Origin of the sequence: Streptomyces sp. NK08204, from assembly GCF_020400585.1 — a bacterium.
Taxonomy (GTDB): Bacteria; Actinomycetota; Actinomycetes; order Streptomycetales; family Streptomycetaceae; genus Streptomyces.
This window is the reverse complement of sequence record NZ_JAINVF010000004.1, coordinates 421937-436076: the sequence shown is the minus strand read 5'-3', so window position 1 is coordinate 436076 and position 14140 is coordinate 421937. Positions and strand designations below refer to the sequence as shown.

The 14140-nt window shown below is 71.1% G+C and carries 6 protein-coding genes; all 6 read right to left on the bottom strand.

Going from position 1 to position 14140, the window contains the following annotated elements; genetic code table 11:
- Positions 1–164 precede the first annotated feature (164 nt).
- Positions 165–4565, bottom strand: coding sequence for an Rne/Rng family ribonuclease (locus K7G59_RS09645; RefSeq protein WP_225832230.1), 4401 nt, complete (start codon positions 4563–4565; stop codon positions 165–167).
- Positions 4566–4827: 262 nt separating this feature from the next.
- Complete coding sequence (locus K7G59_RS09640) at positions 4828–5604, bottom strand: TIGR03936 family radical SAM-associated protein (RefSeq protein WP_225832228.1); 777 nt, start codon at positions 5602–5604, stop codon at positions 4828–4830.
- Between the two features lie 46 nt (positions 5605–5650).
- Positions 5651–6451: a hypothetical protein gene (locus tag K7G59_RS09635; protein ID WP_225832227.1), complete on the bottom strand. Its 801-nt coding sequence runs from the start codon at positions 6449–6451 to the stop codon at positions 5651–5653.
- Positions 6452–6648: 197 nt separating this feature from the next.
- Complete coding sequence (locus K7G59_RS09630; RefSeq protein WP_225832225.1) at positions 6649–9315, bottom strand: amino acid permease; 2667 nt, start codon at positions 9313–9315, stop codon at positions 6649–6651.
- A 361-nt stretch (positions 9316–9676) separates the two neighbouring features.
- Positions 9677–11734, bottom strand: coding sequence for a restriction endonuclease (locus tag K7G59_RS09625; protein ID WP_225832221.1), 2058 nt, complete (start codon positions 11732–11734; stop codon positions 9677–9679).
- 415 nt (positions 11735–12149) lie between these two features.
- Positions 12150–14111, bottom strand: a complete 1962-nt coding sequence (locus K7G59_RS09620) for a TIGR03960 family B12-binding radical SAM protein (RefSeq protein WP_225832218.1) — start codon at positions 14109–14111, stop codon at positions 12150–12152.
- Positions 14112–14140: the final 29 nt, after the last annotated feature.

Sequence of the window (14140 nt, the reverse complement as noted above, 5' to 3'; positions counted from 1 at the left end):
CAGGGAGTCGGTGTAGGGGCGCAGACGCCGTCCGGCGCCGGCCGCCAGCACGAGGCCGATCATCGAGGTTCTCTCCTTTGTTTCACATTCGCTCGGGCCAGAACTTCCCCTGAAAGCCGTGTGGCCCTGCCGGAAAGGCAGGACCACACGGGGTGGGACGGGGATCAGCCCTCGTCGGTGGCGGAGACCGCGGTGGTCTTCTTCGCCGTCGACTTCGCGGCGGCCGTCTTGACGGTCTTGGCCGCCTTCTTGGCCGTCGTCTTCTTGGCGGCCGTCTTCTTGGCCGCCGTCTTCTTGGCCGCGGTCTTCTTGGTGGCGGCCTTCTTCGCCGTGGCCTTCTTGGCGGTCTTGCGGGCCGCCTTCTTGGCCGCCGGAGCAGCCTCCTCGGCCGTCCCCTCGGCGACCGGGGCCTCCGCGACCGGCCCGGCCTCGACGGCCTCGGTCACGGCCTCGGCCTCGGCCTCGGCCTCGGCGGCAGCCTCCTCCGGCGCGGCCGACGGGACGACCACGACGGCCGTCTCCTCGGCGGCGGTCGGCGCGGTGGCCTTGCGCACGGCGCGGCGGCGCGGACGGGCCGGAGCGGCGCTCTCGGCGGGCGCCTCCTCGACCGCGGCCGGGGCGGGGGCAGGAGCCTCGGTCGCCGGCTGCTCCACCGGAGCCTCGGCCACCGTCACGACGGTCGCCTCGGCCCCTGCGGGGGCACCGGCCGGCGCGGACACCTTGCGGGTCGCACGACGGCGCGTACGGCCCTTGGGCGCAGCCTCCTCGACGGCGACCGCCTCGGCCTGCGGCTGCGCGGCTGCCTGCTCCTCGACTGCTGCGGGCTCGACGGCCGCGGGCTCTGCGGTCACAGGACCGGCGGCCACGGCCTCGACAGGGGCCTCGGCGGCCGGTGCCGGTGCGGCGGCCTCGGCCACGGCGGCCTCGGCCTCGGGGGCCTCCTCCACCTTCGGGGCCTTCTCCGCCTTGGCAGCCTTCTCCGCCTTGGGGGCCCTCTCCGCCTTCGGCGCGCCCGCCGGAGCGGCGGCCCGACGGCTCGCCCGACGGCGACCGCGGCCACGGGTGGCCGCAGCCTCCGCCTCGGCGACGCTGCTGTACAGCTCCTCGTCCGGCGCGAACTCGGGGGCCGGCAGCGCGACCGGCTCGGCGATCTCGGCGACGACCTCCGCGGCCGACTCCACCTCCGGCTCGACCGCCTCGCCGGTCTCCAGGGCCACCGCGGCGATCTCGTGCTCGGGCACCTGCCCGTCGCCGCCACGCCCGCGCTTCTTGCGCTTGCCACCGCCACCGGCGGCGGTCGGCTGCTCCATGTGCACGATGACGCCACGGCCGTTGCAGTGCACACAGGTCTCGGAGAAGGACTCCAGCAGGCCCTGGCCGACGCGCTTGCGTGTCATCTGCACGAGGCCCAGCGAGGTCACCTCGGCCACCTGGTGCTTCGTACGGTCGCGGCCCAGGCACTCCAGCAGACGGCGCAGCACCAGGTCGCGGTTGGACTCCAGGACCATGTCGATGAAGTCGATGACGACGATGCCGCCCAGGTCGCGCAGCCGCAGCTGGCGCACGATCTCCTCGGCCGCCTCCAGGTTGTTCCTGGTCACGGTCTCTTCGAGGTTGCCGCCCTGACCGGTGAACTTGCCGGTGTTGACGTCGACGACGACCATCGCCTCGGTCTTGTCGATCACCAGCGAGCCGCCGCTGGGCAGCCAGACCTTGCGGTCCAGGGCCTTGGCGAGCTGCTCGTCGATCCGGTATGTGGCGAAGACGTCGACCTCGCTGGTCCACTTGGACAGCCGGTCGGCCAGGTCGGGCGCGACGTGCGAGACGTATCCGTGGATGGTCCCCCAGGCGTCGTCACCGCTGACGATGACCTTGGAGAAGTCCTCGTTGAAGATGTCACGCACGACCCGGACGGTCATGTCCGGCTCGCCGTACAGCAGCGTCGGCGCGTTGCCGCTCTTGGCCTTCTTCTGGATGTCCTCCCACTGCGCCTGGAGCCTCTCGACGTCCCTGCGCAGCTCGTCCTCGCTCGCGCCCTCGGCGGCGGTGCGCACGATGACGCCCGCGTCCTCGGGGACGATCTTCTTGAGGATGGTCTTCAGCCGGGCCCGCTCGGTGTCGGGCAGCTTGCGGCTGATGCCGGTCATCGAGCCCTCGGGGACGTACACGAGGTAGCGGCCCGGGAGGGAGACCTGGCTGGTCAGGCGGGCACCCTTGTGCCCGATGGGGTCCTTCGTCACCTGGACGAGGACGGACTGGCCGGACTTCAGGGCCGACTCGATGCGCCGCGGGCCGTTGGCCATGCCCAGCGCCTCGAAGTTGACCTCACCGGCGTACAGGACGGCGTTGCGGCCCTTGCCGATGTCGATGAAGGCGGCCTCCATCGACGGCAGCACGTTCTGGACCTTGCCCAGGTACACGTTGCCGACGTACGAGGTCGACTGCTCCTTGTTGACGTAGTGCTCGACGAGCACGCCGTCCTCCAGGACGCCGATCTGCGTACGGTCGCCGTACTGGCGGACCACCATCACGCGCTCGACGGCCTCGCGCCGGGCCAGGAACTCGGCCTCGGTGATGATCGGCACGCGCCGGCGGCCCTGCTCGCGGCCCTCGCGGCGGCGCTGCTTCTTGGCCTCCAGACGGGTCGAGCCCTTGATGGACTGCACCTCGTCGGACGGCTCGGCGGCCTTGCGGGGCTCGCGGACCTTGACGACCGTGCGCTCCGGGTCGTCGGCGGACGGCTCGGTGTCGACGGTGGTGTCACCAGCCCGGCGACGACGGCGACGGCGGCGACGGCTGCTGGAGCTGGAGACCTCGCCGTCCTCGGCGTCCTCTTCCTCCTGCTCGGCGGTGTCCTCGGCGTCCTGCGCGGCCTGCTCGGCGGCCAGTTCCTCGGTCTCGGCCTCCGCGCCCTCGCCCTCGGCGACCTCACCGCGACGGCGGCGACGGCCACCGCGACGACGACGACGGCGCGAGCCGCCCTCCTCGAAGCCCTCGGCCTCCTCGCCCTCGGCGAGTTCCTCGGCCTCCTCGGTCACCTCGGCCGCCTCGGCCGCCTCGTGCTCGGTGGCGGACTCGACGGCCTGGGCCTCCTCGGCCACGGCAGCGCCCCGGCGGCGACGGCGGCGGCGCGCACCGGCCTCGGCGCGCTCCTCCGCGAACTCCTCGGTCTCCTCGGTCTCTTCCGCCTCCGCGGTCTCCGCGGCCTCGGCAGCCTCGGCGGCGGCTTCGGCGGCGGCCCGCTGCAGGGTCTGGAACTTCGGTTCGGCGAACACCGGCGCCTGGAAGACGGCCACGGCGGGGCGCGCCGGCCGGCGCGAGACCTCGGCCTCGGCTTCGGCCTCGGTGCCCTTGGCGGCGGGACGCGCGGATCGCTGCGCGGGCTCGGAGAACCCGGTCGCGGCCTGCCGCACGACCCGGCGGCGACGCCGCGGGGCCGCCGCCTCGGCGGGGGCCTCGGCAGCGGGGGCCTGCGGCGCCTCGGCAGCCTGGGCGCTCTCCGCCTCCGGGGCGGCGGCCGGGGCGGGCTCGGCGACGGCTGCTGCCGTCTCGGGGGCCTCCTCGGCCGCGGGAGCACCGGCGGGCGTGGAGACCCGGCGGGTGGCACGGCGGCGGGTACGACGCGGCGCCGCCTCTTCAGCGGCCTCGGCGGCCGGGGCGGAGGCGACGGGCTCGGCAGGCTCGGCGACGGCGGGCGTCTCCTCGGGTACCACGGACTCGACCGGCTCCACGGACGCCGGAGCCCCGGCGGGCGCGGTCGCGCGGCGGGTCGCCCGACGGCGGGTACGACCGGCAGGCGCGGCCTCAGCCACAGCGGCGGGCTCCTCGACCGGCGCGGCAGCCTCCGCGGCCGGAGCGACCACGGTCTCGGCGGTCTCGGCGGTTTCGGCGGCCTCGCTGACCTGCGGGGAGCCGACGGGCGTCGACGCACGACGCGTCGCACGACGGCGAGGACGCGCGGCAGGCGCGGCCTCCTCTGCCCCGGCGGTCTCAGGCGTCTCGCTGGTCTCAGCAGCCGGAGCGGCCACCACCGTCTCGGCAGCCTCGCTCACCTGCGGGGAGCCGACGGGCGTCGACGCACGACGGGCCGCACGACGACGGGGACGCGCGGCAGGCGCGGCCTCCTCGGCCCCGGCGGTCTCAGGCGTCTCAGCGGCCTCGACGGCCGCGGGCCGCTCCTCGGCGGGCGCGACGACGGTCTCCGCGGCCTCGGCCGACACGGGTGCCCCGGCGGGCGCGGAGGCACGGCGGGTCGCACGGCGACGGGGGCGGGGGGCAGGAGCGGGCTCGGCGGCGGCAGCCGTCACAGCCTCGGTCGCTGCCTTCTCGGCCTGCTCGCTCTGTGGGGTCTCTTCGGCCTGCTCGGCCGGCTCGGCCGGCGGATCAGCGATCTCTTCGCTCTCGGCGGCCGGTATGGCCGACGTGATGGCCTCGGTGGGTGCCTCGCCCGCCGCGGCGGGCGGTCCCGCCGGGCGAGAGGCGGCACGGCGACGCCTGCGCGGGGGCAGGGTGTCGCTAGGAGTGTTCAGTTCGGAACCCTCATTGGGTTCGGTCGATTCCAGCATGCGGGCGTTTCTCCCGTCAGGCTCCCGGGCGCCGCACCTGGTCCGGCGGCGGTCGTGAGGGACCGCCCGCCGTTGACGTCCGCGGCCCGCGCTGTGCGCGATGGCCGCCGTCCGGGGCGCGGGCGCCGCACGGGAGCACTCTGTGTCCTGTCTCGCCGGTTCCGTACGCCTTGTGTGCACGGCCTGGCGAAAGTCTTCTGGTCGGTGCGCTGCCCGACCCAGGTGGCTCCCGAGTACGAGGGCGGCGCTACGACGTCCGTCCCTACGCGGAACCTTCCGGCACCGGCGCTGTCGCGGCGGCTGCCGGTACGGCCGTCAGGGCCTCGGCTGCCTCGCGGTCGGGCGCGAGCGGGTCGGTCACCGTGCCGGTCTCTTCATCGAGCAGCCCCTGCGCCAGCCTGGTCACCGCTGCGGGGACCGGCGGCGCCAGGTCGGCCACGGCGCGGAGACCGGACAGGACGTCGTCGGGTCGTACGGCAGGCGTCACGTGCCGAACAACCAGCCGCAGTATCGCACAGGGCTGGTCGGTCGGCCTATCAGCCTGCGAACTGTGCGTTTCCAGACTCATGACCGCGGGACGGGCGTCAAAGGTGCGGACGCCGTTCTTGGTCATGCGCTGCACTTCCACGGTGTCGGCCTTGGTGAAGGCCGCGACCGCGCGTTCGGCGTCGGCCGGGTCGACACCGTCCAGCCTCAGCTCCCAGACGGAGGCCGTCAGCCGGTCGGCGAGACCGGAGGTCCGCGCCTCGACCGCGTCGACGACGTCGAGCCCGGTGGGCAGCGACTCGTCGAGGAGGACGCGCAGCGTCTCGGGATCGCGCCGATCGGTGAGCGCGATCTCCAGGTACTCCGCCTCACTGCCCGTGCCGGTGGGTGCGGCATTGGCGTACGACACCTTCGGGTGCGGCGTGAACCCCGCCGAGTACGCCATGGGCACATCGGCGCGGCGCAGCGCGCGCTCGAAGGCGCGCTGGAAGTCACGGTGGCTGGTGAACCGGAGGCGGCCTCGCTTGGTGTAGCGCAGTCGGATGCGCTGCACCGCGGGTGCGGGCGGCGGGCCTTCGGGCTGTCGCTTGCCCAGTGTCCTAGTCCTTCGTGAGAGCGGTCGTACTTCTCTCAAGAGTACGTGCAGCGCGGCTCTCGGGTTCCCGCCGGTCCGTCCGCACCGGCTGCCGGGGCTCGCCGAACAGCATCCGTCCCAGGTCGGCGCGGGCCTGTCGCACGGCCCGCCCCACCGCGCGCGCGGCCTGGGCGGCGGGCCGCAGCACGAGGTCCCGTACGACATGCCCGACCGGGGTGAGGACCGTCCGGTACACCCAGCGCAGCGGCTCCAGGAAGATCCACCGGAAGAGGGTCCCGAGGACCCGGCCGACAGCGCGAGAAACGTGTCCCGCGACCCGCCATGCGTGCCCGAGGGCCGTACCGATCTCCCGTCCGACGGCGGCGAGGACCCGGCCGACGGGCGCGAGGATCCAGCGCCACAGGGCGAGGGCGGGCAGGACGAGGAGGACGCGGGTGATCCAGTACAGGGACCGGGCCAGGGCGCGCCCGACAGGGGTGAGGACCCACAGGATCGCGTGTCCGACCGGGGTGAGCACACGCACGTACAGCCACACGAGGGCGTGCCCCAGGGGGGTGAGCAGCCAGCGGTACAGCCATGTCAGGGGCACGATCAGAAGGGCGTGCAGGACCCAGCCGATCGCCCGGCCGACGGGGGCGAGCAGACAGCGCCAGAGGAACCCTGCGACGGCGACCACCGCGTCCCACGCCAGCCGGACCGGCACCACCAGCAGGAACACCAGGACCCGCAGCGGGATCCTGAGCGCGACGACGAGGCATCCCTCGGGCGGCTGCTGGGGCTGGGACGACGGCTTGCGGAGTTCCATACCGGCCTAGACGCACGGGGTCGCCGGTCCGGATTCCCACCCTGGGTTGCGATGCAGTCACATCTGACCCGCATGCGGTCAGATCTTGTCGTCCCCTGCTCCAGCGACAGGTCGGGCAAGGCGAGCAGGCAGTCCCCGGGCGCGCACGACAGCCGCGTGGTCGCCCACCCGGCAGGCACCCGCGTGGAGCGGACGGGTCACGGGCCCGCCTGCTGTTCTTCGGCCGCCGGGGTCCGGGGAGACGCAGGCGGCCCTTCGCCTGCGGGGAGGTCCTGCTCGGTCCAGATGGTCTTGCCGGTGGACGTGTAACGCGTGCCCCAGTGGTGGGTCATCTGGGCGATGATGTACAGGCCCCGGCCCCCCTCGTCGTCGCTCGCGGCGTGCCTCAGATTGGGCGAGGTGTGGCCGGTGTCGGACACCTCGCAGATCAGAGCCCGGTCGCGGATGAGGTGTACCTGGATCGGGCCGCCGACGTAGCGGATGGCGTTGGTGACCAGTTCGCTGACGATGAGTTCGGTGGTGAACGCCAGGTCGTCCAGCCCCCAGTCGCCGAGCTGCTTGCCGACGGCGGTGCGGATGGTGGCCACCGCCGCCGGGTCCGGGGGCAGCTCCCACCGGACGAACTGGTTGCGGTCGAGCCGGTGGGTGCGGACCACGAGCAGCGTGGCGTCCTCGTCCACCGCCCCGGGCAGCAGCGTGGCGAGCGTCCGGTCGCACAGGTCGTCCAGCGATCCTCCGCCGCCGACGAGGACGTCGGACAGCTGCGCGAGCCCGGCGTCACGGTCTTCGGCCGCCTGGAGGAGGCCGCCCGTGAAGAAGGCGACGAGAGTGCCCGGCGCCAGGTCCAGTTCCATGCTCTCGTAGGGCGGTCCACCGACTCCGAGGGGCGGTCCCGGGGGCAGCTGCAAAGGGCTGACGACGCCCGCGTGCGGTGCGACGACGGCCAGCACCTGCTGCCCGGCCCGCGCCAGGATGCACTTCCCCGAGACAGGGTTGTACACCGCGTACAGGCAGCTCACGCCCAGGGCGGCGTCGACGTGCGGCCTCATCAGACGGCCCGGGCCGTGGTCCGGTCCGCCCTCGTGCGCTGTCTGCTCGACCAGGTCGTCCAGGCGGGACAGGAGTTCGTCCGGGCTCAGGTCCAGCCGGGCCAGGACACGCACCCCCGTGCGCAGACGTCCCATGGTGGCCGCGGCACGCAGGCCGTGACCGAGCACGTCCCCGACGACCAGGCCGACCCGGGTGCCCGACAGGGGGATGACGTCGTACCAGTCGCCGCCCACCCCGGACCCGCTGTCGGCGGGCTGGTAGCGGCTCACCGAGTCGATGGCGGCGTGCGGGGGCAGGCGGCGCGGAAGCAGGCTCCGCTGGAGTCTGAGGGCCACGCTGTGGCCACGCGTGGCCATCGGCATCAGCAGGAACCCGAGCAGCAGGGCACCCAGGCCGAGCACGGTCACCCCGCCCGTCCTCCCGATCAGCGGCAGGTCGACCGTGGTCGAGCCGTACCGGGGATCCGCGTAGACGACGAAGGCTGCGTAGAGGAACAGCAGGACCATGATCAGCCCGCCGATCCCCGGCAGCACGCCCTTGAAGACCAGGTCCTTGGCGCTGCGGGTGAGGACCTTGCGGTGGTACCAGACGCAGGCGAAGCCGGTCAGTCCGTACTGGAACGCGATCGCGAGACCGACCGAGTCGATCGAGTCGGCCAGGATGTTCTGACTGAACGACGTCATCAGGACCAGCACGGCGATCGAGGCCGCTCCCATGCCGACGGTCCCCCACGTCGGGGTGAGAAACCTGCGGTGGACCCGGGCGAACCGGGTGGGGACGGCCCTGTGGACGGCCATGGAGAAGACGGTCCTGGCCAGGGGCAGGATGGTGGTCTGTGCGGAGGCCAACGCGGAGGTCAGCACCATCAGGGTCAGCAGTCTCGACAGGACGAGCCCCGTGTGCTGGCTTCCGAACACGGCCGCGCCCAGTCCGGAGAACACATCGTCCTCGTTGTCCGCGTTGCCGAGCCCGATCCCCGAGGTGCCGACTCCCGCGAACGACTGCGCCGCAGTGGACACCAGCCCGTAGGTGACCAGGAGCAGCACCGTGGACAGGATCGCGGCGCGACCGGGGATGCGCGTGCTGTCGACGGTTTCCTCGTTGACGGAGAAGGCGGTGTCCCAGCCCCAGTAGGTGAAGACGCCTGCCAGGACGCCCGAGGTCAGGGCCGTTGCCGAGGGGACCTCGAAGGGATTGAACCAGGAGGCGGACACGTGGATCGCCGTCGGGGGAGGATGGGTGTAGACCCTGATCAGCGCGGCGACGGCGAAAAGGATCAGCATCGCCACTTCCAGGCACAGCAGCCAGCGCTGGACAGCCGCCGAGATTTCGATGCCGACGTAGCAGATCACCGTCAGCGCGGCGATGCAGACGATGCCCGCCACGGTGGTCCACAGCCGGCTCTCCGCCAGCCCGTCCAGGCCCACCAGCCGGAAGCCGTAGGCGGCGGCGATCTCGGCGAGGTTCGACATCACGATGATGTCGGCGACGATCAGGCCCCAGCCGCCCATCCATCCGGTACGCGGTCCGAAGGCGCGCGTGGCCCAGGTGAAGGTGGTGCCGCAGTCGGCGTCGTTCGCGTTGAGCTCCCGGAACGCGTACGCGACCAGCAGCATCGGGACGAACGCCAGCATGGTGACGATCGGCGCCTGCAGTCCGACCCCGGCCACGATGATGCCCAGCGTGGCGGCGAGGCTGTACGCCGGGCCCGTGGAGGCCAGGCCCATGGCGACCGAGGAGAACATGCCCAGGGCGTCGCTCTTGAGCCCTTTCCGGCCGGGCCCCGTCCCGGGAGCGGGACGGCCGGCGGACACGGCGCCACCAAAGTGCCTCACACTTGATTCCAACGCCGGGCCGCGCCCCTCCGCAACAGCTCAGGAGAAAGCGGGAAGCCGCCGTACGCCGCTGAGCCCCCTCCGGCTCGGGAAGGGGGCTCGGCACGTTCTGTGGTTCAGCCTGTTCAGGCCGGCGCGTCGACGCCGGTCAGGCGCCTCGCCCGATCAGACCCCTCACCCGGTCAGGCGCCTCGCCCGGTCAGTGCGCGTGTCCGCTCGAGGCGGGGACCTGCGCGGCGTTCTTGACCGTCAACGGCAGGAGCTTCTTGCCCGTGGGGCCGATCTGGATGTGGGTGTCCATCTGGGGACAAGGTCAGCACTATGTAGGAGCCCCGTGTCGTCACTCCACTTCGATGCCGTACTCCTGGACGAGCTGCTCCAGCCCACCTGTGTACCCCTTCCCTCCAAGCACGAAGTCCCAGTCGCCATTGGGCCTGAGCCGGAAGGAGCCGAGCACCAATGCGGTCTCGCCGGAACGGCCATCGGAGACTTCGAGCCGACCGAGCTCAGTCATTGCCGGGTCCAGCAACCGAATACATGCATTGGTGAATCCGGATAGGTCGGCTTCCGGGTCCACCTCCGGATCAACGGCCGCCACGAGCACGAACCGATCAGCCGCTTCCGGCAGCGCGTCGAAGGAAACACGGAGCGCTGCCTTGTCCGGTGCCGAAGCCGGCACTGTGCGTACCGAGCCGTCCGGGGTCTGCGGATTGTTGAAGAAGACGAAGTGGTCTTCGCTCAGGACTCGGTTACCACGGCAGACGAGAGCGCAGACGTCCAGTGCGACACTCCCGGACCACGCCATGCCCAACACGTTGTGGTTGTCGGGCGCTGTTGCAGGACTGGTCGGCGACGGCTGCGCTGGAGTCGCTCGACCTCCCTCCCCCAGGCGCCCACGAAGCCCGTGCCGGTGCAGGAGGTCGACGAGTTCACCGCCCGAGATGAGTTCCAAGGGCTTGCCCCGGGCGAACGTGTGTGAGCCGGGACCGAAGCCGGCCGTGGTCACCAGCACACCCTTGTTGGCGCCGACGTCCTGGACCGTCCCATACAGGTCACGCACCGCGGTTGGCGGCACCGTGCTGCGGTACCGCTTCACCTGTACGACGATCTTGCCGCCTCGGATGGGCGTCGGATCCAGCGCATTCACATCCACGCCGCCATCATTCGAGCGCTGGGTCGTCACAGCCTGCATGCCCATGGCGCGGAACAGGTCGGCAACGAGCGACTCGAATTCGATCGGATCCATTTCATACAGATCCGGCTCCTCATCACTCCCGTGCGCCACGACGTGGTTTCCGACGTCCTGTGGCTTTCGGCCCGGGCGCACGGAGGTGAGCTGATCAGGGCGGGACGCGAGCTGACCCCTCAACGCGTCGGTCAGACAGCTGACCGCGTCCACCTGTTCCAGGTGCAGGCCAGTGAACGCCGCCCGCTGGGCCATGACGGTCGCAAGGAAGATGTGCGTGCGTCGGCCCGTGGCCGGATCGTGAGCGTCGACGAAGCCGTTCAGGGCCACCGAGTCGAGGATGCCGTATTCGTCCGCCGCGAAGAGCTGATGCAGGACCAACAGCAGGCTCTGCGCGAGCACCTCTCGGTACAGCCCACGGCGCTGAGTAACCGGACGTGCGCTTTCCTTGTCCTCGTCCTGGGCGGGCACGTACCTCACGGATTTCGCCTCGGGGACCACGTCGTATCCGGGCAGCTCCCAGTCCAGCACAAGCTGTCGCGCCGCCGAGTCGAAGGCTGCCGCGACCTGTCGAGGAAACCCTTCCGGCCAGGCAGGCGACGAGTAGAGAGCCGCTGAGAAGTACTCGACCACGGAGTCAGGGTCTCCCCGCCTCACGCCCTCGGTCACCTCGACAATGCCGGCATTGTGCCGACGCACCTCCGCACGCTGAGCCCCAGTCCTCTGCTCGTAGTCCCGCTGGAGGGCAGCCAGCCGCTGCTGTCGCTGGGCCTCGGCAGCTTGCGCAGCGTGCCAGTCCCGTTCGAAGCGAGCCTGCGCCTCCGCCTGGGCCTGTGCACGCCGGTTTGCGGTCCAACCTCCCTGTGTCTGGTACTGATTTGGATCCGGCATGCGCACGGGCCAGGCGAGCTGTCCCGGGTCGAACGGCGGGATCTCTTCCGCGCGCATCAGGGACGAGGCTCTGAAGGCCGGCGCCTGGCAGCCCGCGGTCAGCAGCCCCTGCAAGGTGGCGACCTGCGCGTCCAGTTCCTCCGTACGTCGCCGCGCCTCTGCCTGGCGGTACTGCCGGTACTCCTGCGTGGCACGTCGTTGATAGGCCCGCGCCTGCCGTGCCTCTTCCCGGAGCCGTCTGGCTTCGGCTTCCACTTGACGCTGGTGCTGACGCTGCATTTCTGCCCAGGCACCGACAAAACCAGCAGAGCGACGACTCATGCGCTACAGGCCCTCCCCAGGATGTCGGCAGAGCCGACCAAGCTCTGGTTGCCCCCACAACCAGTAGTAACCAAACGACTTTAACCAGCAATCGCTGGTACGGACATCAACTTGCCAAAGGCAACTTGCACCGGATGTTCCGGCAGGTCATGACACGACAGCGCCCCCTCCGAAGCGAAGGGGGCGCTCATGGTCGCTACGCGGCCTGTGTGGGGCCGCAGGGGCTCAGACCCACTCCACTTCAGAGTGGATGCCCGACGACCTCCCAGGACCCGGCAGAGGAGTGCGAGAGCGCTCCTGCGGCGCCTGCCGACGGCTCGAAGCTGGGGTCCCGAGAGCAGCCAATGCAGCAGCCAACTCGTCCTCGCTCACCCCCGCCAACGCCTCAACCACCCGATCGAGTGCCTCGCCCACCTCAGTGCGCGTGACCACTCGAAGCCGGCGTCGGACCCGCGTTCTTGACTGTCAGCGGAAGCAGCTTCTTGCCGGTCGGGCCGATTTGTATGGCCGTGTCCATCTGGGGACACACACCGCAGTCGAAGCACGGCGTCCAGCGGCAGTCCTCGACCTCCGTCTCGTCCAGGGCGTCCTGCCAGTCCTCCCAGAGCCAGTCCTTGTCCAGGCCCGAGTCCAGGTGATCCCAGGGGAGGACTTCCTCGTACGTGCGCTCGCGGGTGGTGTACCAGTCGACGTCGACACCGAACGGGGCCAGCGCCTTGTCGGCGCACTGCATCCAGCGGTCGTACGAGAAGTGCTCGCGCCAGCCGTCGAAACGGCCGCCGTCGTCGTACACCGCGCGGATGACCGCCCCGATGCGGCGATCGCCCCGGGAGAGGAGACCCTCGACGATGCCGGGCTTGCCGTCGTGGTAGCGGAAGCCGATCGAGCGGCCGTACTTCTTGTCGCCGCGGATCCTGTCGCGGAGCTTCTCCAGGCGTGCGTCCGTCTCCTCGGCGGAGAGCTGGGGCGCCCACTGGAAGGGGGTGTGCGGCTTGGGGACGAAGCCGCCGATGGACACCGTGCAGCGGATGTCGTTCGACCTCGACACCTCGCGGCCCTTCTGGATCACGCGGGTCGCCATGTCGGCGATCTGCAGGACGTCCTCGTCCGTCTCGGTCGGCAGGCCGCACATGAAGTACAGCTTCACCTGGCGCCAGCCGTTGCCGTAGGCGGTGGCGACCGTGCGGATCAGGTCCTCTTCCGAGACCATCTTGTTGATGACCTTGCGGATGCGCTCGGAGCCGCCCTCGGGGGCGAAGGTGAGGCCGGAACGACGGCCGTTGCGTGTCAGCTCGTTGGCCAGGTCGATGTTGAAGGCGTCGACACGGGTGGAGGGGAGGGACAGACCGATCTTGTCGTCCTCGTAGCGGTCCGCCAGGCCCTTGGCGATGTCGCCGATCTCCGAATGGTCCGCGGAGGAGAGGGAGAGCAGGCCCACCTCCTCGAAGCCCGTCGCCTTCAGGCCCTTGTCGACCATGTCGCCGATGCCGGTGATGGAGCGCTCGCGCACCGGGCGGGTGATCATGCCCGCCTGGCAGAAGCGGCAGCCGCGCGTACAGCCGCGGAAGATCTCCACCGACATGCGCTCGTGGACCGTCTCGGCCAGGGGGACGAGGGGCTGCTTGGGATACGGCCACTCGTCCAGGTCCATGACCGTGTGCTTGGACACCCGCCACGGGACGCCGGAGCGGTTGGGGACCACACGGGCGATCCGGCCGTCCGGCAGGTACTCGACGTCGTAGAACGCCGGTACGTACACCCCGCCGGTCTTCGCCAGGCGGAGAAGGACCTCCTCGCGGCCTCCCGGCCGGCCCTCCGCCTTCCACTCGCGGATGATGCGCGTCATGTCCAGCACGGCCTGCTCGCCGTCGCCGATGACCGCCGCGTCGATGAAGTCGGCGATCGGCTCCGGGTTGAAGGCGGCGTGGCCGCCGGCCAGGACGATCGGGTCGTCGATGCTCCTGTCCTTGGACTCCAGCGGGATGCCCGCCAGGTCCAGGGCCGTCAGCATGTTCGTGTAGCCCAGCTCCGTGGAGAAGGACAGGCCGAACACGTCGAAGGCCTTCACCGGGCGGTGGCTGTCCACGGTGAACTGCGAGACGCCGTGCTCACGCATCAGCGCCTCCAGGTCCGGCCACACGCTGTAGGTGCGCTCGGCGAGGACGCCCTCCTGCTCGTTGAGGACCTCGTAGAGGATCATGACGCCCTGGTTGGGCAGACCGACCTCGTACGCGTCGGGGTACATGAGCGCCCAGCGGACATCACAGTCGTCCCAGGGCTTGACAGTGGAGTTCAGCTCGCCGCCCACGTACTGGATCGGCTTCTGCACATGCGGGAGCAGAGCTTCGAGCTGCGGGAAGACCGACTCGACAGGCATCTCGAACCTTCTTGGACTGACAGGGGTGA